Annotated in this window: 16 protein-coding genes; 4 read left to right on the top strand and 12 right to left on the bottom strand. The window is 47.8% G+C overall.

Going from position 1 to position 22,512, the window contains the following annotated elements; genetic code table 11:
- Nucleotides 1–30 precede the first annotated feature (30 nt).
- Entirely contained in the window at nt 31–2,151 is a 2,121-nt protein-coding gene (locus tag HMPREF1212_RS09735; RefSeq protein WP_046150322.1) for a KamA family radical SAM protein, read from the bottom strand.
- Between the two features lie 543 nt (nt 2,152–2,694).
- Here HMPREF1212_RS09735 and HMPREF1212_RS09730 point away from each other — a divergent pair.
- From HMPREF1212_RS09730 to HMPREF1212_RS09720, 3 genes are all read left to right on the top strand, one after another.
- Nucleotides 2,695–2,976 carry an HU family DNA-binding protein gene (locus tag HMPREF1212_RS09730; protein ID WP_028729094.1) on the top strand — a complete coding sequence of 94 codons (282 nt, stop codon included), beginning with the start codon at nt 2,695–2,697 and terminating at the stop codon, nt 2,974–2,976.
- Nucleotides 2,977–3,176: 200 nt separating this feature from the next.
- Nucleotides 3,177–3,863 carry a response regulator transcription factor gene (locus HMPREF1212_RS09725; protein ID WP_028729093.1) on the top strand — a complete coding sequence of 229 codons (687 nt, stop codon included), beginning with the start codon at nt 3,177–3,179 and terminating at the stop codon, nt 3,861–3,863.
- Nucleotides 3,864–3,880: 17 nt separating this feature from the next.
- Nucleotides 3,881–5,650, top strand: coding sequence for a sensor histidine kinase (locus HMPREF1212_RS09720; RefSeq protein WP_028729092.1), 1,770 nt, complete (start codon nt 3,881–3,883; stop codon nt 5,648–5,650).
- Here HMPREF1212_RS09720 and HMPREF1212_RS09715 read toward each other — a convergent pair.
- From HMPREF1212_RS09715 to HMPREF1212_RS09660, 11 genes are all read right to left on the bottom strand, one after another.
- Nucleotides 5,634–6,413 carry a LytR/AlgR family response regulator transcription factor gene (locus HMPREF1212_RS09715; RefSeq protein WP_046149227.1) on the bottom strand — a complete coding sequence of 260 codons (780 nt, stop codon included), beginning with the start codon at nt 6,411–6,413 and terminating at the stop codon, nt 5,634–5,636. The two genes, HMPREF1212_RS09720 and HMPREF1212_RS09715, sit on opposite strands and share 17 nt — an antisense overlap.
- The gene (locus HMPREF1212_RS09710; RefSeq protein WP_046149226.1) at nt 6,410–7,447 is read right to left on the bottom strand and encodes a sensor histidine kinase; all 1,038 of its coding nucleotides are present in this window, start codon (nt 7,445–7,447) and stop codon (nt 6,410–6,412) included. Before HMPREF1212_RS09710 ends, HMPREF1212_RS09715 begins: the two co-directional genes overlap by 4 nt.
- A 13-nt stretch (nt 7,448–7,460) precedes the next feature.
- Nucleotides 7,461–8,354 carry an efflux RND transporter periplasmic adaptor subunit gene (locus HMPREF1212_RS09705; protein ID WP_028729089.1) on the bottom strand — a complete coding sequence of 298 codons (894 nt, stop codon included), beginning with the start codon at nt 8,352–8,354 and terminating at the stop codon, nt 7,461–7,463.
- A 253-nt stretch (nt 8,355–8,607) separates the two neighbouring features.
- Nucleotides 8,608–12,951 carry a CusA/CzcA family heavy metal efflux RND transporter gene (locus HMPREF1212_RS09700; protein WP_046149225.1) on the bottom strand — a complete coding sequence of 1,448 codons (4,344 nt, stop codon included), beginning with the start codon at nt 12,949–12,951 and terminating at the stop codon, nt 8,608–8,610.
- 252 nt (nt 12,952–13,203) lie between these two features.
- Nucleotides 13,204–13,386, bottom strand: coding sequence for a hypothetical protein (locus tag HMPREF1212_RS09690; protein ID WP_028729086.1), 183 nt, complete (start codon nt 13,384–13,386; stop codon nt 13,204–13,206).
- Nucleotides 13,387–13,566: 180 nt separating this feature from the next.
- Nucleotides 13,567–14,268: a 6-phosphogluconolactonase gene (pgl, locus tag HMPREF1212_RS09685; RefSeq protein ID WP_046149224.1), complete on the bottom strand. Its 702-nt coding sequence runs from the start codon at nt 14,266–14,268 to the stop codon at nt 13,567–13,569.
- Between the two features lie 12 nt (nt 14,269–14,280).
- On the bottom strand, nt 14,281–15,750 hold the full coding sequence (gene zwf, locus HMPREF1212_RS09680; protein ID WP_046149223.1) for a glucose-6-phosphate dehydrogenase: 1,470 nt from the start codon (nt 15,748–15,750) through the stop codon (nt 14,281–14,283).
- A gap of 18 nt (nt 15,751–15,768) precedes the next feature.
- Entirely contained in the window at nt 15,769–17,223 is a 1,455-nt protein-coding gene (gene gnd, locus HMPREF1212_RS09675) for a decarboxylating NADP(+)-dependent phosphogluconate dehydrogenase (RefSeq protein WP_028729083.1), read from the bottom strand.
- Nucleotides 17,224–17,248: 25 nt separating this feature from the next.
- Complete coding sequence (locus HMPREF1212_RS09670) at nt 17,249–18,631, bottom strand: FAD-dependent oxidoreductase (protein WP_046149222.1); 1,383 nt, start codon at nt 18,629–18,631, stop codon at nt 17,249–17,251.
- Between the two features lie 172 nt (nt 18,632–18,803).
- A complete protein-coding gene (locus HMPREF1212_RS09665) occupies nt 18,804–19,679 on the bottom strand; it encodes a helix-turn-helix domain-containing protein (protein ID WP_028729081.1) in 876 nt (291 codons plus the stop codon).
- A 24-nt stretch (nt 19,680–19,703) separates the two neighbouring features.
- Nucleotides 19,704–20,510, bottom strand: coding sequence for a helix-turn-helix domain-containing protein (locus tag HMPREF1212_RS09660; RefSeq protein WP_028729080.1), 807 nt, complete (start codon nt 20,508–20,510; stop codon nt 19,704–19,706).
- Nucleotides 20,511–20,627: 117 nt separating this feature from the next.
- Between HMPREF1212_RS09660 and HMPREF1212_RS09655 the strand changes: the two genes are divergently transcribed.
- Nucleotides 20,628–22,487, top strand: a complete 1,860-nt coding sequence (locus HMPREF1212_RS09655) for an SLC13 family permease (RefSeq protein ID WP_046149221.1) — start codon at nt 20,628–20,630, stop codon at nt 22,485–22,487.
- The last annotated feature ends 25 nt before the right edge of the window (nt 22,488–22,512 follow it).

Raw genomic sequence — 22,512 nt, 5'->3', positions numbered from 1 at the left:
TATTGGTTTAGCAGGAACAAAGATACACTTTTACTCGTTTTCAAGTTCAAGATTTGTCATCTTTTCTGTGATGGCAAACGGATAACCGGGATATTCGTACAGGCTGAAACGCGGTTCGGTTACCCCTTCACAATAATTCCAGATACTTCGATATTCCTTTACATCCTCTCCCATTTCTTCCAACTGCCGGAGATAGGCTGCCACCGATTTATTTTCGACAATAAAAACCTCTCCCATTTTATTAATGATCGGGCTGTGACGGCGTCCTGTATCATGATCGAACTTAAGGATACGTTTTCCTTCCAAGGTGAGTCCCACCGTTTTAAAAGTCATACTCTTACCTATGGCCGGCAGATTCAACACGCTACGGTCTGTCGCTGCAAACAGCAGATGATTCTCTTTCAGGAAATTGACAAGCTTCTTTCCTAAAGGACGTTTATTGGTTACGATATCATCTAATTCTGCCAGCTTATTTTCAGGTACTCTCCCGAAGATCTTTTCTTCATATTGTTCCTGAAGTGAACGGCTGTTGGGTGTGAACACGGCATAGTTCTCGTTAAATCCTTTGACAGAGAATGTATAATAGCAAATCACCCCGACAGAGTTAAGTGTCTGCCGCAGTTTAGCCGTATGTCCGCGACGGGAAGCAGCAACCGTATACACCAGCTGATTTGTTATGACCCATCCGGCATCCAATATCGCCCGGATAGCCCGCTTAGCCTCCGGTGTTACTTCTAATGGAGACTGAAAATGTGTCTGAATAATAAACTGTGATACACCGACTGCCGATGCCTTATCCTTAAACTCTTTCAGGATTGCCACCAGTTCGTCGGTAATACGCAAAGGCAGGTAAGCCAGCAGACGCGATCCCAAACGAACCCGCTGCAATTCAGCCAGCTTTTCACCTTCCGGGCGATCCTCGTTGGCTTTACGCTTGCGGACAGCCATCTTATAGACTGCTTCCAATATTTTACGTAAGGTCGCATTCTGGCTCATCAAAGCATCCCCTCCGGTGATCAGGATATCCCGCAACTGGGCATCTTCTTCGAAATAATGCATCAACCGGCGAAGTTTCTTATCCCAGGTTTCTTTCGGCTTCAACGCTTCAAAATCGAAGTTCAGCCGTTCGCTCTGGAAGTCATACATGCGCTGGCAGGAAGCACAGAGACCGCCACAGGCGCGTCCCATCGAGTCGGGTATCAGAATGGCTACTTCCGGGTAACGGCGATGGATATTATGTCCTTCAGGCAACAGCCATCCGGCGGCATTCGGTTTGCCGGCTTCCACGATGTCCTCTTTTTCCCAGGCTTTGATACTGCCATAGGTATCTACCAGCTCATTCGAGTAAAGTATATAGGAACGGACAGTTTCGTCGTCAAATCCTTCTGTCCCCGGATTCAGCAAAGACAAATAATAAGGAGTAACGAAGAATGGCATTCCTTTCTTTTTGGCACGTAGCAACAAATGCATCATTTCTTCCGAAAGGGATTCACCCAGAAAATAGTTCAGCTCAGTCGGGCTTTTTATAGCCATCGACAAATGGAAACGTGCCGTATCCCACCATTCCCGAACCTGATTATACTTTTCCTCATAACTCATTTCGGGGGTAAACTGGTAACGGGAAGAAGGGGCCGTACGGCGTTCTATCTTCCGGATCAGCCGTTTTATAATACGTTCTTTATTGGCTTCACGAATAGCGATGACCTCTTCATCCAAACCAGTCGGCCAACGGTTCATTTGTCGTTTCACCAGCGAACGGTCTGTTTCAATCGTTTCCGGATGCTCCAACAACTTGAACTGATGGTAAAGATCGATAAACAGATCAGAAGAAACCTCATCCGTAAGTTTACCTGCCAGTAATTGCCATAGATAGGTTATCGTTTGTATCGACAGCTCCTGTCCCGTCGATAGTTCATCGATCGGGGAACCGTCATATTCTATTAAAAGTAAAATACGTTTCGCGACGGCATTTCCCATATTACCACCTCCTTCATTGACAGCTATCCTGGAAGACACAAACGATCGTAGAGCCTCTCTGAACAATTTTATGTTCCTGCTCTCTTCCGCCATTGCTACCAAATGAGGAAAGTCTCTGTTAAATACTTTTAGTAAATAAGAATTGTCGTACGTTAGTTCTTTTCTTTTAATCATAAACATCACTGCTTTTTAATAGATTGGAATAATTCAAGTCTCAGATCGCTTATTCAAAGGGATTACATTATATTAAGGATAGTTCATTTCCCGAATCGCAAATAACAGATGAAGAAGCTCAGACTTTTACACTTGTCCACAAATATAACATTTTTCATCGAAAAGCAGCGAATATTTAATGGAAAAACATTCTAATTTATGATATAACCGGAGCAAAATGACAACCTTTTTACTGTTCGATTACATTTTGGTTGCATTTTTCCCAGTTTCAGTTGATACAAGTCACTTCTACTTTCACATACGTCTTGAAAAAAGAGCGATAACGTTTGCATTTATCAAAAACTATATTTATATTTGTGACAAAGTAATATTTGAGGTTAAGACCTCTCGTTTTAGGTAAAGGTATTGGTCATTATAAGAATTAAAAAGTCTACTTGTGAAAGTAGACTTTTTGTTTTATAGGACTGTTCACTAAGACAGTCTTTTTATTATCTTTGCAAAGTTTTGATTGATGCAACATTATTAATTATTAAAAAATCACCTATGAACAAAGCAGAACTGATTGCAGAACTGGCTGAAAGAGCCGGATTGAAAAAGCAAAAAGCAGCTAAAGTATTAGATGCTTACATGGAGATCGTGACTGAAAAAATGTCCAACAACGAAGAAGTCGTTCTTATTGGGTTTGGAACATTAATACCCAGACCTCAAACTAGTCGCTTGGCTCGTAATCCCAAAACAGGTGAGCCTGTTATGATCAAGCCAAGAACAACCGTGAAGTTCAAACCGGGAAAGTTCTTACTAGAAGCGATGAACGGTAAAAAGTAATAGATCCGTTTTAAAAAGCTAGAAACGGCAACGCAGGTTGTCGTTTCTAGTAAATTATTATTGAACCGAACCTTTATCTTAACACAAATGTAACATCTATTTCATCCATCCGAAACAACAATGGCGTTCCTTTGCAGGAAAATAATTAATTTTGTAAACAATGAAATGAGTTTTTCATTTCAATATAAATAAAAAAGACTATGGACATGCCCCGAATTCTTGTTGTGGACGACGAAGAGGACTTGTGCGAGATCCTCAAATTCAATCTGGAAATAGAAGGATATGAAGTAGATACCGCTTTCAGCGCGGAAGAAGCACTTAAGAAAGACCTATCCGTATATCAGTTACTTTTACTCGATGTGATGATGGGAGAAATCTCCGGATTCAAAATGGCCAGCATTTTAAGGAAAGACGAAAGCACGGCTAACACGCCTATCATCTTCCTGACAGCCAAAGATACGGAAAACGATATGCTGACCGGCTTCAATCTGGGTGCAGACGATTATATTTCAAAACCGTTTTCCATCCGGCAGGTTGTCGCACGTGTTAAGGCCGTGTTACGCAGAACTACAGAAAAAGAGAAAGCTACCGTAAACGAACTTCTAGAATACGAGACACTGGCACTGGATATAAAACGTATCAAGGCTTCTGTCGACGGGAAAGAAATTCCGTTGACCAAAAAAGAGTTTGAGATATTAAAACTATTGCTGGAAAACAAAGGGAATGTATTTTCACGTGAAGAAATCCTGTCGCGCATCTGGAAAGATGAAGTATATGTACTGGATCGCACCATTGACGTGAATATCACCCGCCTTCGGAAAAAGATCGGCCCTTACGGAAAAAACATTGTCACCCGCCTCGGCTTCGGTTATTGTTTTGAATGCTAATACCCGTCATTTGAATTATGGTAAAGAGAGAGAATATGAAGAGCAGAATACCGTTCAGCCAACGGTTGTTCTGGTCTGTTTTTGTGATGTTTCTGGGATTTACGGTCTGCTTTCTGTTGTTTCAGTATCAGCGGGAGCGCGAATTCTCACAGGAGAAGTTGAATAATGTATTAAGTAACTATAATTACCAGCTATTCCGACGTACACAACAGCAAGGCACCGATATTGACAAAACCGTAAAGCAGTTCATTGAAGATATTCCGCAGAAGGATTTACGTGTGACGATCATCAATCCGGAAGGGAAAGTGCTTTTCGATAACAGCGGAACCGAAGAGTTCAACAACCATAACGACCGCAGCGAGGTACGCAAAGCCCGTTTATATAATGACGGTTTTGCCATCCGCACATCCGGCTCGACAGGTAGAAGATATTTTTATTCGGCCAGCAATATCGGCGGTTACATCTATCGTTCGGCACTACCTTACGATCCGTATGTACAAAGTGCCCTGTCGACCGACAAGGACTTTATTTATTTCATGGTGCTGATGACCCTGATCTTCTTCTTCGTCCTCTCCCGTTTCACTTTCAGCATCGGGCGAACGATATCCAAACTACGGGATTTTGCCCTGAATATAGAGAAGGACAGGATACCGGAAACGGATTACATGTTCCCCAACGATGAGCTGGGCGATATATCGAGGAATATCATCACTTTATACCATCGCCAGCAAAAAGCAAAAGATGAACTTTCGATGGAACGTGAGAAACTGATCAAGCACTTCCAGTATGCCAAAGAAGGGTTTGCCATGTTTACCGCAGAAGGGAAAGAGATCCTTTCCAATATTCTCTTTATCCAGTTCTTCAACGTGGTTTCCGACAGCCAGATCCGCCAGGCGGAAGAGGTGGTCGACATCCAGGAACTGGAACCGATCAAAGCATTTTTGAATAAGAATATCCCCAATACGAACCGGAAGCGGAAAGTATTGCGCGAGTCGGCGACTGTCGATAAGAACGGAAAGATTTTCCTGATCGAATGTATCCTGTTCCTGGATAACAGTTACGAGATATCGATCAACGATATTTCCCGCCAGGAAGAAGAAAGCCGTATGAAACGCCAGCTGACGCAAAACGTAGCACACGAGCTGAAAACCCCAGTCAGCAGTATACAGGGATATCTTGAAACGATCATCAGCAATCCGGAGTTGGCAGAAGACAAGCGTCAGTTCTTCCTCGAACGTTGCTACTCGCAAAGTACCCGCCTGACGGGTCTTCTACGCGATATCTCCGTATTGAACCGGTTGGATGAGGCTTCCGAACTGTTCGATCTGGCCGACACGAATATCTCCAGGCTGATCAGTGAGATACAAAAGGAATGCTCGAAAGAAATGGAAGAAAAGCAGATCACATCCGAAATCATCCTGCCGGGTGATCCGACTATTCATGGTAATTACTCTTTGTTGTATTCCATCTTCCGCAACCTGTATGACAATGCGATTGCTTATGCGGGAGAAGGGTGCAAGATCACGATCAACTGTTACAAGGAAGATCCTAAATTCTATTATTTCAGCTTCGCAGATAACGGAACGGGTATTTCGGAAGAGCACATCAACCGCATCTTCGAACGTTTCTACCGTGTAGATAAGGGACGAAGCCGCAAGGTAGGCGGAACCGGCCTGGGATTGTCGATCGTAAAGAACGGCGTTAATTTCCACAAAGGCCAGATATCTGCCAAGAGCAGCCCGGGAAAAGGAGTTACTTTCTTCTTTACGCTTAAAAAGAAGTTGTAGTAGATCCTGTGAACCATTCCTTAAATTCGGAAACACGAACTTTACTGACCAATATCTTCTCCGCGACAGGCACCTTCAGATTGACCGACAAACGTCCGTTAAACCAAAGGTCGATATCCAGAACTGCCTTTCGGGAGATTAGATATTGACGGTTTACGCGAAAGAACAGATTCGGATTCAGGCAATCCGACAATTCATCCAGTGTTTGTGTAAAAGTATATTCTTTCCCGTCCGTCACAACTGCCTTTACATTTCCTTCATGGATATAAAAAAACAGGATCATATCGACAGACAAAGGAAGTAGTTTATCCCCTTTGACCGGAACAAGGAAATGGGTTTTGTAACTCTCCTGCCGCTTCAGTACATTGATAAGGCTGCTGTAATCCGGTTCTTTCACCGGCAACTCGGCTTTCAGTTGTCTCAATTTACCGATCGCTTTACGGATATCGCTTTGCCCGATAGGCTTTAACAGATAATCGATGCTGTTCACCTTGAAAGCACGCAGGGCATATTCATCATAAGCGGTCGTAAAGATGATCGGACAGGTGATATCGACATGCTCGAATATTTCAAAAGAAGAACCGTCGGCCAGATGAATATCCAGGAAGATCAATTCCGGCATCGGATTGGCACGAAACCATTCGACACTTTCAGTAATACTATCCAGCACGGCTATGATCTCTATGTCGGGAGCCTCATCACACAGGAGCGCCTTCAGATTGCGAACGGCCGCTTTCTCGTCTTCAATGATTAATGCATTCATATCAATGGAATGGTTACAGTAAATGTATTATTATCTTCACGCACTTCGATCTCCTCTTTAAATAGCAGGCGGTAGCGTTTTGCCAGGTTCGACAAACCGATCCGCATGCCGCTGCTGGCCGTCAGTTTACGCTGGATCGGATTACCGACCGTTAAGTGTTTCCCCTCCGAACAGATCCGGATGGTCAGCGGATGGCGGTTACTGATCTCATTATGCTTGACGGCATTTTCAACCAGCAACTGAACCGACATAGGCGGGAGCTGACAAAGCATAGCCCCTTCCTCAATCCGGATATCGAACGACAGATTATCTTCATAACGCATCTTCAACAGAAACAGGTACGCATCGACAAACTCCATCTCTTCCTGCAAAGTAACACTCTGGCATTCGTTCTCCTGCAAGGTATAACGAAGCACACGGGATAGTTCCTGCAGATAATCCTGGGCTTTATCGGGTGTTTCGCGGATCAGCGAACGCAGCGTATTCAGCGAATTGAAAAGCATGTGGGGATTCAGTTGGTTCTTCAGGGCTTCGTATTGATTGACCAGGTTCTCCGTCCGCAACTGCTGGTTCTCGATCAACACCTGCTGGCTTTTGCGGATCAGATGGATCATATAACAACTGCCTGTCACAATACAGGTGATGATAAAGTCACGCAATGGATGCAGATAATGATGCACCATCGCATCGATGGCCGGGATATCGAAATGATGATGCAGGAAGACAAACCCCTGTCCCAACAAGTTACTCATTACCCAGGTCATGATAAAAGACAGCATCATCTTCAGCCAGGTGATACGTGCCGTCGCCCGGTTAAACCCGAACAACAAAGTGTTGAGCGTAAACAGGATCAGCAGGGAAATGAACGTGAAAAAAACCTCGTTGGCAACATCGGCCAGCCGCATCCCCGGAAACAGGTTATCCTGCCCGGAATGATCGAACAGGGAGATCATTTCCGGGAAATGAGTCAGGAACGCCACCACTACGGAAATGACGATCACTGCCAGTTTATATTTATCTACATTTAGCTTCATGCCACAAAGATACTTATTTCTTTTCTACGCGTGCCGTAACATACATGCCAGGACGAAAACGTTCGTTATTTCCTTTTACCCGTGCATATATTTCAAGAGAGCGGTTGACGGCGTCCACTTCCTGTCCGATGGAGAGCAGGGTGGCATCAAAGGTTTGTTTACCCATACCGTTTACGCGGAACTGGATGCGGCTTCCGGGGGTCAGGTCATCCAGGTCTTTTTCGTAAGCGGTCAGGCAGAGCAGGGTTTCCCCTTTGTCGATCACATCACAGACCGGTTCGCCGGCATTGAGATATTTACCCAGATTGATTGTCATTCCGGCCACATATCCATTCAGCGGAGATTTCACTTCGAGATAAGGACGGATACCGCTTTTCAACAGATCAGCGGGATCGACACCGAGGATCGTCAACTGGGCGGCAGCGGCTTCCAGGCGGCTTTTCATCGACAGATAATCTGCCTTACTCTGCTGAAAACGTTTCTGGGAAGCAGCTTCCTGCGAACTTAAACGCTCCTGCCGATGGAATTCGGCTTCCAGATATTCCGCTTGTGCATGCGCTTCGAGATAATTTTGCTGGAGAGTGATAAAATCAGGGTTCTCCAACGTTGCCAGGACAGTACCTTTCCGCACATAGTCACCCGGCAGCAGAGATGTTGCATGTACGGTTCCTCCCATTGTCAGCGTAACAGTGGCATGACGCTGAGGGGGAACGATCATTTTCCCATTAAAGGAAGAATGATTCGGCATAGCGGTTGCAGAGGTGACGGCATCCACCTGAAGCGAGTCGGCTGCAGCAACTACCGGTTCGACCTCCGGCTTTGAAATCTCTTGTGGTTGTTCTTTTTCCGTAGTCGCGCTACAGGCTGCCAACAACAGGGCAGCAATGGGAATAAATATTCTTTTCATCGTATCGTTTTTATTATAAATTCTTTTTATTCGGTATTTCCGGGGACAATGCCAATAATTCTCTGTAAGCACTGTCCCCGGGTTGGACAGCGCCAATAATTTTCTGTAAGTACTGTCCTCGGGCTGGACAGCGCTGATAATTTTCCGTAAGCACTGTCGCCAGGCTGGACAACGCCAATAATTTTCCGTAAGCACTGTCGCCAGGCCGGACAACGCCGATAATCTTCCGGAAGCATTGTCGGGCGGAATATTTCTATCGCGTATACAATTCCAGTTCCAGCGCGGAGATATTGTAATTGTAAACAGATTCAATATATCCTCTTTTTATCTCCCGCGCACTGTTCAGGCTCTGCACAAACTGCATAATATCCGTTTCACTCTCGCGGAATTGTATCTGCGCACTCTTTAACAAAGCATCGGCTTCCGGCAAAGCTCCCGTCGTGTAATAGCGGATACTTTCACCTTGCTGGCGAAGCATTGCCTGCAGTTCGTCAACCTTATTGCTTAGCTGGCGCGTACTTGCTTCCGCTTCCGTACGGGCGATATAAGCATCTATCCGTGCCTGCCGCGTACGACTTTGCTGCGGGAAGAACAGGATCGGAAACGAAACGCCGACCATCCAGGAGTTCAGTCCGCTAAGCGGCGCTATTTTCTGGCGGATATAACCGACCGACAGCTCCGGAAAGAAACGGCTGCGCTCCACGTTGAGCATCGCTTTCTTTTCGTCTGCCGTACTTTGGAAATATCCGACATGCGCATCCGACAGCACAGCAGTTCCGGTTTCTGCTGGGAACAAAGCCAGCGTACTGTCAGCGGGGACGATCGGCCGGTCGGCATAACAAGCCCAAGTAAACCGGCGTGCAGCCAGCTGCAACTCTTCTTCCGACTGCATCAGGCGGGTACGCAGATCTGCGGCGAGCGTGGTTGCCATATTCCGTTCCAGCAAGGTGATATCGCCCTGTTCGTAACGGAGTTGACCGGCTTGTTGCAGACGCGCAGCCAGCTCGTTCTGTTCGCGGTAAAGGGAACGGAGATTGGCTGCATATTGATAATAAGCCCAGGCACGCTTCACTTCGGCGATGATTTCCTTTTTCACCATATCCCGATAGTATTCGCCGGTTGCGATCTGTTTGCCGACAAGCGTATTCTTATAGAACGGAGTGAGCAAAGAACCCAGCGACTGGGTCACTTCGATCTGATTATCGTTACGCGTCTCGCCATTGATCTGTCCCCATGAATAGCTGACCGATGTCGGAGCCAACTCCCACGATTCGCCACGGGCAGTACGTGAACGGTCGATGGCAGCAGATGCCGTTTTCAGACGCGGGTGATTCTGCAGGGCGACAGACAACGCTTCATCTAGCGAAACCATAGCTGCCCGACCAGTTACATCATTCTGAGCCCAAGCCGGGGAAGCCAGAAGAGCAAGCCCCAGGATCATCGGCAACGCCTTTACTCCTCTCCCTTTCCAGATCTTCTTCCATAAGAACGGGAATGAATTTACCAGCCGGTAAAAGACCGGGATAATCAATAAGGTAAGGACGGTAGAAACAATCAGTCCCCCAATCACCACCGTCGCCAGCGGACGCTGCACTTCAGCTCCGGCCGACCGGGCAATCGCCATCGGCACAAATCCCAAGGAAGCGACCAGCCCCGTCAAAAAGACCGGACGCAACAGGTGCGGACAGCCTTTAGCTATAATACGGTTCGTACACATATAATATTTATTTCGTTTACGCAGGTCATTAAAGTGATTGATCATCAGGATACCATTCAGTACCGCCACGCCGAACAAGGCAATAAATCCCACCCCGGCCGAAATGCTGAAAGGCAAACCGCGCAGCCAAAGCGCCGCGATACCGCCGATAAGCGACAAGGGGACGGTTGAAAAGACCACCAGCGTATAAGTCACGCTCTTGAAAGCAAAGAACAACAACAAAAGGATCAGTGCCAAAGCCACCGGAATAACGATCAGCAAGGTATTAATGGCATTCTGCAGGTTCTCGAACTGGCCGCCGTATTCAAAATAATAGCCGGGCTTCAGCTTGATATTCTTATCCAATGTATCCTGAATGTCGGAAACGACCTGCTGAATATCCGCATCGCGCACATTCACCCCGATCACAATACGGCGTTTGGTGGCATCCCGGTTAATCTGGAGCGGCCCGTTCACCAGTTCGATGTTCGCCACTTCGCTCACCGGGATCTGGATGCCTTCCGCCGTACGGATAAACAGTTTATCCAGATTCAGGTCAGACACTTTATCCTTATCGAGACGGAGCACCAGATCGAAGCGGCGTTCATTCTCAAAAATCACGCCGGCAGCTTCACCGGCATAAGCCGTGCGGACAATCGTATTCAGTTCCTCTATATTCATCCCGTAGCGGGCAATCTTGGCGCGATCGTATTTAACCACCAGCTGCGGAAGTCCCATTGCCTGTTCCACGATCACGTCGGCCGCCCCGGATACTTTCTCAACAAAGGCGGACGCTTCTTTCGCTTTCGCATAGAGTTCTTCCATGTCTTCACCATACAGTTTGATGGCTATATCCGCTTTGGCACCCGTCATCAGTTCGTTGAAACGCAACTGGATCGGCTGGCTGAAATTAAACTCGGCACCCTCGATCGGTTCAAGAGCCGCCTTCATCTTCTCCACCATCTCGGCACGGCTCGACGCGGAAGTCCATTCCTTGAAAGGCTTCATGATGATCATTATATCGGCATCTTCCACTGCCATCGGATCGGTAGGCACTTCCGCCGTTCCTATCTTGGCAACCACGTGTTTAATCTCGGGGAACTGATCCATCAATGTCTTTTGTGCCTCGCCGGACAATTCGATGCTGCGGGTCAGCGAACTTCCCGCCGGAAGCGTCATCTGCATGGCAAAGTCCCCTTCATCCAGGGTCGGGATAAACTCGGCACCCAAACGGGTAAACAACAACAAGGAAGCCGCCAGCAAAGCAAAGGCAGAACCGATCGTCGCCCAGATATGATGCAGGCAGAAACGCAGGCTGCTTTTATATACCCGGTTCAGTTTCTCAAAGAAACGATCGGCAAAAGTAGGTTTGGATGAAATAGTCCGTTTCAGGAATAAAGAAGCCATCATCGGCACATAGGTGAGCGAAAGGATCAACGCGCCGATAATACAAAAGACAAGGGTCTTTGCCATCGGTGTAAAGTATTTTCCTTCGATGCCGGTCAACGTAAGGATCGGGAAAAAGACGATCAGGATGATCAGCACCGCAAACGTGGCACTTCGCACCACACCGCTTGCCCCGGCTTCCACTTCCTTGTCCATCTCGACTTTCGACAGTGTCCGTCCGGCAAGCCGCCGGGTATAAATATGTGCCAGGATCCCTTCCACGATCACAATCGAGCCGTCCACAACGATACCGAAGTCGATAGCCCCCAAGCTCATCAGGTTGGCCGACACGCCGAATATACGCATCATGATAAAACCGAACAGCATCGCCAGCGGAATAACGGAAGCCACGATCAGCCCGGCGCGAATATTTCCCAGAAAGATAATCAAGACGAAGAAGACGATCAGGGCACCCTCTATCAGGTTCCGTACAACCGTCGAGATATTGCGGTTCACCAACTCCGAGCGGTTCAGGTAAGGCTCTACGCTGACACCTTCGGGAAGCATCTTCTGTACCTTATCGACACGCGCTTCCAACTCTTTCGTCACCAGGTTGGCATTGGCGCCTTTCAGCATCATGGCGATACCGCCCACACATTCGCCCTCACCGTCTTTCGTCATGGCACCAAAACGCTTCGGCGCTCCGAAACGGACTGTCCCGACATCACTGATATGGATAGGGATGCCTCCCCGGTTGGTTATCACGATACGTTCGATATCTTTTGTATCGCTGATCATCCCTTCGGAACGGATATAATAGGCCCGGTTCACCTTTTCGATATAGCTGCCGCCTGTGTTCTGGTTGTTGCTGTTGAGGGCGGCATACACATCACTGATAGTAATATTCAACGAATACAAAGCGTCAGGGTCGACCGCCACTTCATACTGCTTCAGATAACCGCCGAAACTATTGATCTCTACAATCCCCGGAATACCGGAAAGCTGCCGTTTAACGATCCAGTCCTGGATAGTACGCAACTCCATCGCATCGTATTTATCTTCATAACCCGGAGCCACTTTCAATACATATTGGTAGATCTCCCCCAGCCCGGTGGTTATAGGCATCAGCTCCGGCGTTCCCAGCTCTGGCGGGATTTCACCGGACACGGTTTGTATCTGTTCGTTGATCAACTGCCGGGCATCCAATGTAGGTACGCTCTCCTTGAATACGACCGTTACGAGCGACAGCCCGAAACGGGATACGGAGCGTATCTCTTCTACATTCATTATATTGCTCATGGCAATTTCTATGGGAAAAGTAATCAGTTGTTCTACTTCCTGCGGGGCAAGGGTCGGCGAAACAGTCACGATCTGTACCTGGTTGTTGGTTATGTCCGGTACGGCATCGATAGGAAGCGTCAACATTGCATAAATTCCACCGATCAGCAGAAACAGCGTCGTAAGCCCGACGAACAACTTTTTGTGGATCGAAAAATGTACAATTGCTTTAAACATCACTTTGTAATTTAAAATAATATTACAAAGCTAGCCAGACGGAAAGTGATTACATATAATAAAATACTGAAGCTGACGGAATGGGAGGTGAAGTGTACCTATCAGCATTTAAACGGAAAGGGGAAAAATAATCCGGAAAAGATCAGAGCTATAGTCTTCCTGAAAAGGGGTACATGCGTGTGTAAAAAAGGGGTACATGCGTTTGGTAAAAGAATACAGGCTCTTATTCGTGATCTCTTCCGGAATTAAATCTTATACGACATCGTCTTTTTCGTTGAAGTCGTCGGCTTCCTGGTTACCGCCTTCGATAGTTTCTGTTACGTCCTTGATATCGTCGGCTGTATACGTATTCCCGGTTATAGAATTGTCGACAGACATTCCTTCATCTGTCAGCTCGGAACTTTCGTCCCACAATGTTTTCATTATCTTTGTCATAACCATTGATTTTAATTAGTTAATACTTTAGTTTAACAAAGCTGGCAAGGAAATTGTTGTCCCCAGCCGGGAATTATTCCCCGTAATTGACGGGGGCCGTCAACGAGGGGTGACGATTACCGTCAACGGGAGGTGATGACCATCGTCAACGGGGGGTGACGGATGCCGTCAACGGGAAGACTAGAGCGTCGTATAAACGATCGAGTCTACCGCATGAGATAAAATATAGGCCGCCGGCGTGGCATTCACTGCCGAATAGCCCTGTTTCAACTCCTCGATTGCCGGCCCCTTACCCGCACCTAATACCGGTACAAGCAGCGGAGAACCGTTCAGTATGATCGGGCCGGTCATCGTGATACGGAACTGCCCGGTTTCCGGATGCTGCGAAACGGCATAATTGCGGCTGTCCGTCAGCAACGGAAGATTATCGGGAAAGATAGAGGCCGTATGCGAATCCCCTCCTATTCCCAGAATGATACAATCGAAATAAGGGAACTGGCCGTGGCGGGGCAGATATTCCTTTACAATACGCGAATAACGCATGGCCTCCGTACCTGGCTCCACCTCACCGTGAATACGATGGATATGATCCTGGGGTATCTGCAGAGGTTCGAACAGCAATTTGTTCGCATGTCCGAAATTACTATCCGGATCGGTCGGGGCCACACAACGTTCGTCTACCCAGAAGAAACGCAGACTATCCCAATCGATCTTATCTCTGTATTCATCCACCCAAAGGGCGAACATCTTCTTAGCCGTTTCCCCGCCGGAAAGGGCGAGGTTGAACGGCTTTTGGTCTTCCTTCCGGGCCATATAAGTCATCAACTGACTGGTCAATGCCCGGAGAGCTTCTTTGTTGTCTTTATAATTCTCTATTTTCATACGCTTCATTTTTTAGCCGCACGAATCGCAGGGAGCTCCCATCGAATCGGCGCCCAGGTTCATTCTCTCTATCGGCCCGTTCTGTCCGGGTTCATAGAAGTACAGCCGCTTCGATCCTTCTTCTTTCCAATGATGCAGGATCGGATCGATAAAACGCCAGCTGGCTTCCAAAGCGTCGCTACGGGCATACAGGGTCGAATCGCCCAGCATGGCATCCAGCAGCAACCGTTCGTAGGCATCCGGCAAATGAGTCTTTGAAAGCGAGTCGTAACGGAACTCCATTCCGACCTGCTTCACCGTAAATCCGGCTCCCGGCATCTTCAGCCCGAAACGCAAGGTGATGCTTTCGTCCGGTTGGATACGGATCACCAGCTTATTACAGGAGCTTCCCGAACACTGTCCGGCAAACAACTGGTGCGGGGTCGATTTAAAATGGATAACGATCTCCGACGACTTCTCCGGCAGTTTCTTCCCGGTGAAGAAGTAGAACGGTACGCCGCTCCACCTCCAGTTATCGATAAAGAACTTCATACCTACGTAAGTCTCCGTATTCGAGTCGGGAGCCACATTCTTCTCCTCGCGATAACCGTCGTACTGTCCCCGTACCACCCACTCGTTCATTTCGCGGATCGTATAAGGACGGATCGAGCGGAACACCTTCACGATCTCGTCACGGATCGGTTCCGGATCGAACACGGAAGGCGACTCCATCGCAGCAAAAGCCATCAACTGCATCAGGTGATTCTGTATCATGTCGCGCAAAGCGCCGGCACCGTCGTAATACTTGCCGCGATTCTCCACACCCAGCGTCTCTGAGGCACTGATCTCGATCGAGTCGACATAGTTGCGGTTCCAGAGAGGTTCGAATATGCCGTTCGAGAAACGGAGTACCAGGATGTTCTGCACCGTCTCCTTTCCCAGATAATGGTCGATACGGTAAATCTCTTTCTCATCGAAGATACGGCACAGATGCTGATTCAGGTTCTGCGCCGTATCCAGGCTCGTACCGAAAGGCTTCTCCACGATTACCCGGCGCCATCCGTCTTCCGACGCAGCCACATTCATACCGTTCTCCTGAAGATACTTCGGGATCAACTCGTACATCAACGGCGGAGTCGCAAGATAATAGATCACCTTGTCGGGAAGATTTTCCTGCTGTTGCAAAAGACGGATACGGTCTTTCAGTTTTACATATTCCGCGGTGTTGGTTGAATCGAATGCCAGGTAGAAAAGTATCCGGAAGAAGTTATCCAGATCTTCACTGTTTGTTTCCTTATTTCCCCGTGCTTCCAGTATATGTTTACGTTGTTCGGCACGGAACTCTTCATCCGTAAACGCGGTGCGCGCAGCACCCAGAATGGCAAAATGTTCGGGTAACATCTTGCTGACATACAATTCAAAAAGTGCCGGAAGCAACTTGCGCCCTGTCAGGTCGCCCGATGCCCCGAAAATAACAAGTAGCTGATCATTTGGTCTGTTCATCCTCACGTCCTCCACTTGTTAAACATTATAAGTTCCGGATACCGTGTTACCGCCTTCGCCCGTCCAGTTGGTATGGAAGAAGATGCCACGTTCGCGGTCTGTCCTTTCATAGGTATGGGCTCCGAAGTAATCACGCTGTGCCTGGATCAGATTGGCTGCCGAATGCAGGGTACGCAGTCCGTCGAAATAACTCAGGGCAGAGCTCATGGCCGGTAAGGCGACACCGCTCAGGGCACCTTCCGAAACAGTCTTGCGCCAGGAGGGTAAAGCATTTTGTATCTTGGTGCGGAAGAAGTCGTCGAACAGCAGGTTTTCCAGCTTCGGGTTCTTGCGGTAGGCTTCCGTTATCTTCTGAAGGAAGACGGAGCGGATAATACATCCTTTACGCCATATCTGGGCGATCGTTCCGTAATCCAGCTCCCAGCCGTAATGTTCGGATGCACGGCGTATCAGGGAGAATCCCTGGGCATACGAAATCAGTTTGGAAGCATACAACGCCTGGCGTATCTCCTCCACGAACAGGTTCTCTCCCAGTTCGACCGGTTCGGGATACAGGCCGGCTGCTTTCTCACGTTCGGCATAAAGGGCTGACAACAGACGGGCATAAACAGCTTCGGTAACCAGCGTCAGCGGGTCGCTTTCGTCCATAGCGGCAATCGCGCTCCACTTTCCGGTTCCCTTTTGTCCGGCCACATCGAGTATCTTATCCAGCAACGGCTTACCGTCTTCATCGCGGAAACGGAGAATATTCTTCGTAATCTCGATCAGGAAACTGTCCAGTTCGCCTTTATTCCATTCTTCAAAGACAACCGACATTTCATCGTCGTCCAATCCTTTACGGTTTTTCAGCAACGAATAGGCTTCGGAGATCAATTGCATATCCCCGTACTCGATACCGTTATGAACCATCTTCACGAAATGTCCGGCTCCTCCCCGTCCGATCCACTGGCAGCAAGGCGTACCGTCGTCCAGCTTCGCAGCGATACCCTGCAGGATATCCTTTACGATCGGCCATGCTTCGGGAGAACCGCCCGGCATAACGGAAGGCCCGTGAAGTGCGCCTTCTTCACCGCCTGAGATACCTGAACCTACGAAGTACAAGCCTTTTGCTTCCACTTCCTTCACACGGCGTTCCGTATCGTGGAAATCGGAGTTACCCCCGTCGATGATTACATCGCCCGGCGACATGTGGGGCAATAATTGTTCGATCATCTCGTCTACCGGCGCACCGGCTTTGATCATCATCATGATGATACGCGGACGCTTTACGGCATCCGTCAGTTCTTCGATCGAATGTGTAGCGATGAAGTTCTTCCCTTTACCGCGGCCATTCACAAAACGATCCACCACACCTTCCTCACCGGGAAAGTTGCGGTTATATACAGCAACGGTAAAACCTTTGCTTTCCATATTCAGAGCCAGGTTCTCGCCCATTACGGCAAGCCCGATCAGTCCGATATCTGCTTTTTTCATGTTCTTTCTATTTTATATTTTGTTTTTATTGTTTTATCAATGCGAACAAATCGTTCAGCGATTCGCTCATCGACGGGTGAGTATAAATACTATCCCGCAAAAATGTATAATCTTTTCCTGCCCGTATCGCCAGCGACACGAGGTTGATGACTTCCGTAGACTCTGCACAGAACAAAGTACACCCCAGTATTTCTCCTGTTTCCGTATCTACAATGGCTTTCAGCAGGCCGTCTGTCTGATCGAATGTCCGTGTGCGTGGAAATGCAGCAGCCGGAATACGGGCAATACTGACTTTCCTTCCCGAGTTAAGGGCTTCCTCCTCTCCCATACCGATGCGCGACAACGGCGGGTCGATAAATACGGAATAAGCCACACCCAGGCGGTCGTCTTTCGTACGTGTTCCTTTTCCGAACAGTTCATCCTTTATCACACGATAGTCATCCAGAGAAATATAAGTGAACTGAAGGCCGCCGGTTACATCGCCCATTGCCCAGATACCGGGCACGTTCGTACGAAGATGTTCGTCTACCAGGATGGCTCCCCGGTTGGAGAGTTGTATTCCGGCTGCTTCTGTATTCAAGCCTTCCGTATTCGGTTTACGCCCGGTGGCCAGCAGCACGGCTTCGGCAGATATCTGCTTATCCAGTCCTTCTTTATTCTCTTTATATATTATAACAGCTTCCGCCCCGTTGTGTTCAATAGACTGAACCTGGGCATTCAGATGGATGGTGATTCCTTTCTTTTCGAGAACGGCTTTTACGGCTTCGGCGATATCCCGGTCTTCACGGGCAATGAACTTGTCCCCGCCTTCCAGTATGGTCACTTCCGAACCGAAACCGGCAAACATCGAAGCGAACTCCAGGCCGATATAACCGCCGCCTACGATAACGAGCCGGCGTGGTAACTTGTCCAGTTCCATAATAGAGGTGCTGGTATATACGAAAGGATTTCCCTCCAACCCTTTGATGGAAGGAAGGATAGTTGTGGCACCCGTATTGATAAATATCTTTTCACTTTCCAGCAGCAGGGCTTCGCCTCCCGCTTTTACTTCTATCTGATGAGGAGAACGGAAAGAGGCAACACCGGTATAAACCGTAACCGTATCTTTCGAATCGAGATTATCGAAATTCTTTTTACGCAAAAGGGCTGTCAGCTCCCGCTTTTCAGCAATCGCTTTACGGTATTCTTCCGCATATTGTTCAAAAGACGATGGTTTTCTGTACGAAATCACTTTCGACATGTGTACCAGCTTCTTTGTAGGGATACAACCTATATTGATACAGGTGCCGCCGTACATTCCGGCAGAACGTTCAATGATGGCCACATTCCATCCCCTTGATCCCAACTCTGCGGCAAGTGTCTTGCCGGCTTTCCCAAAACCAATGATTATCGCATCATACTTCTTCATCTTACATTTCTCCTCTTTTGACTTTGTTATTAACAGAACATTCGTTTTAACCTAATTGTTCGGAATTTTTTGTAATAACCGACAATTAATTGTTAACCTCCTCTCCTTAGAAAGTAAAAGCTAACGGTACAAAAGTAGAGAATACGTTGAGTTAAGGCGATGATAATTTTCCCTATAGAGTTGGCAATTTGTCTATTTGGGTCTCTTCTCCCTGATTTTTGTTCTTCTTCCGGTATTCGGTAGTACTCAATCCTGTTGCATTTTTGAAGAAGCGGCTGAACGTCGCCTGGTCTTCAAACCCCAACAACAAAGCGATCTCTTTGGAACTTTTCGAAGTGTAAAGCAACAAACGCTCCGCTTCCGCCTGCACACGATTGTGGATGACACGGATAGCAGACGGCTGTTGATACGTAGACAGTAAGTTAGCGAGTGTCTTAGGCGACTTGTTGAGCATATCGGCATACTCCTGCACCTGCTTTTTCTCCTTGAAATGGGTATCGACCAGGACATAGAACTTGCGGATCGTCTCAAACTGCATCCCGTTTTCTTTCCTTACCCCCTGCCGGTTCTCCGCCACTCGCGTACATAATATAATAAAGCGTTTCAGCAATACACGGAGCATTTCATCCTGCAGATGGTCGCGGCTCTCGAATTCTTCACGCATGATCCCTGTCAGCGTCTCAATCTTCCGCCGTTCCTGATCCGACAAGTCGAATACGACCACATGCGATGATCCGTGGAACAACAACCCGTTGCACGAAACTTCATGGTCATTGCCATAGATACAATAGAAATTACTGTTGAACATCAGGGCAAAATACGATCCGTCCACCCGCACGAACTCCAGGTGATGCAGGTGCGATAAAGTGAGCAGCTGCCCGGCATTCAGTACCACCGCCTGATGGTCGACATCCAGTTCGAGCTGACCGGAAACCACCCATATAAACTTATACAATGTTTTGTCTTTCAATAAAGCCGGGTTAGCATCCAGCGAATCCGTTAAAACTACTTTCCCTTTGATCTTGCTGTTTTCAAATGATAAATTCATGGTATTCCTATACATTATATATTATTACCTCCATTCGGTAGGGATCTCACCCGTATTCCTGCGGAACCAGCGGGAGAAGGTATCGTGGTTGGCAAACCCCAGCATCGTAGCTATCTGCGAAGGACGCAGGCGGGTCTTCGACAACAGGTCTTTTGCTTCCAGCAATACAAACTCACTGATCCATTCGGCTGCTGATATTCCGGCCCCTTGTTTACACCGGATATTCAGCTCCTGCGAATTGATCCCTAACTTTTCTGCGTAAAAGTACGCAGGAGAATGGTGATATCGGCTAATTAATGTCGCAAATTGTTGGAAAAAGAGCGAATTTTCTGTTTTAGGCACTTCGGCGACTGCTTTTCCCTGCTGCAGGTTTATGATCAAAGCCCGCAGCAACGACTCGACCACCTTGGCACGCATCTCCTTCATCTGCTCGATCTGCGACTCGACCAGGTGCAGGTAGGTTCTCGTCTCTTCAATTTCGTTGGAAGGGATATCACGGTACACAAGGCGTTGCCGGTTGATAAGCAACTCTTCGGAGACATAGACGATTATTCCGGAAAAACCGGTCGACTGGAAAGGTTTCACCTCAGTCACATCGTCACTGGCCACAAGAAGGAGTTGTCCGGCCGTTACATCATATACCTGATGCAAGGCATGGCAGTTAAAAGCACCTCCGGTACAGATCACGGCCAGTGTCCCCGACTCCAACGGAAGCAACTGGTAATTTTCACCATCTTTTACATATAGGATCTTCAGCGAACTTTCAAGCGTTAGCTCAGGCGTCGATACCGTATTGTAAAGATCAACAGGTAATATTCTTTCTGTTTTCATTTTTTAATTACTATTTTTAGCGTATAAATTAAGTATCGGGTAAACATACAAACGTCATTGTTAGTTTATTATACAGTGGGATTTTATCTTTAGTTAAAACCATCTTAAGAACATTTTATGATAACAACTCTTATTATTCTCGCACTTTCCGCCGTATTCTTTGTGAATGGGAAAGTACGTTCAGACCTCGTTGCTCTTTGTGCGCTGGTCTTATTAATGGTATTCAACATCCTGACTCCGGCGGAAGCGCTCTCCGGTTTTTCCAATTCTGTCGTCATCATGATGGTGGGACTGTTCGTTGTGGGCGGCGCTATCTTCAAGACAGGTCTGGCCAAGATGATCGGTAGTAAAATATTACAACTGGCAGGCACCAGCGAGATCAAATTGTTTATACTGATCATGCTGGTCACCGCTTTTATCGGTGCCTTTGTCAGCAATACCGGAACCGTAGCCCTGATGCTGCCGATCGTTGTCAGCATGGCGATGAACGCCAATATCAACCCCAGCCGTTTTCTAATGCCTCTTGCTTTTGCGAGCAGTATGGGGGGTATGGCCACGCTGATCGGTACGCCTCCTAACCTGGTGGTACAGGAAGCATTGTCGAATGCAGGATACAACGACCTTTCCTTCTTCTCTTTCACCCCCATCGGCATCGTATGTATCACAGTCGGCATCATCATCCTGATCCCATTGAGCAAATGGTTCCTGACCAAGAAAGATGAAAATAAGAAGACCGATGCATCCTCAGGCCGCTCTCCCCAGGAACTGGCAGCCAAATACAGCCTTTCCGACAATCTATACCGGGTACGGGTGCATAAAGACTCATTGGTACGTAACAGGAAACTCCAGGAGCTCAACATCACCAGCCTGTATAATCTGACCATCCTCGAGATCCGGCGCAAGTCTTCCTCACAGGGACGCTTTATGAAAACGGTCGACCAGAAACTAGCCGGGCCCGATACAGAGATACTGGAAGAAGATATATTATATGTATTCGGCGACTTCGAAAATATAGACAAATTCGTAAAAGAGAACCACTTGGATCTTACCGAGTCGCAGGTATCCGAATTTACGGGTGATGCGGAAAAACTCAGTGTACGCGAGATCGGTATCGCCGAAGTCCTGCTGATGCCCGACTCCAAGCTGATCAACAGAGCGGTCAAAGACTCCGGTTTCCGCGACAAATATTCAGTCAACATACTGGGGATAGAACGCAAAAACGAATATATCCTGTCTGATGTAAAGGATGTGAAGATGCATGCCGGAGATATCCTTCTGATACAAGGGAACTGGGACGACATCGCCCGTATGAGCAAGAAGCAGTCGCAATGGGTAGTGCTCGGCCAGCCGGTCGAAGAAGCTTCCAAGGTTACTCTCGACTACAAAGCACCTGTTGCCGCCGGTATCATGGTCCTGATGATCGCCGCTATGGTATTCGACTTTATCCCCATTCCGCCCGTAGCCGCCGTACTGATAGCCGCCATACTGATGGTGCTGACAGGATGTTTCCGGAATGTGGAAGACGCCTACAAAACGATCAACTGGGAAAGTATCGTGCTGATTGCGGCCATGCTGCCGATGTCGCTCGCGTTGGAAAAGACCGGAGCCTCCTCGCTCATCTCCGAAAAACTGGTAGGCGGACTGGGTAACTACGGGCCGCTCATCCTGATGGCGGGTATCTATTTCACGACCTCTTTGCTGACTATGTTTATCAGCAACACGGCCACAGCCGTACTAGTCGCCCCGATCGCCTTACAGTCGGCCATCGCCATAGGGGTAAGTCCCTACCCGTTCCTGCTGGCAGTAACAGTCGGAGCCAGTATGTGTTTTGCTTCTCCATTCTCCACTCCGCCGAATGCACTTGTGATGTCGGCCGGTAAATATACGTTCATGGATTATGTGAAAGTGGGTCTTCCTCTTCAGGTCATCATGGGAATAATTATGGTGTTTGTGCTGCCTTTATTATTTCCTTTTTAAACATTCGTGCATCTTAATTAGTTTT

Origin of the sequence: Parabacteroides sp. HGS0025, assembly GCF_000969845.1 — a bacterium.
Classification (GTDB): Bacteria; Bacteroidota; Bacteroidia; order Bacteroidales; family Tannerellaceae; genus Parabacteroides; species Parabacteroides gordonii.
The sequence above is the reverse complement of the archived record's forward strand: the minus strand, read 5'-3'. Positions and strand labels throughout refer to the sequence as shown.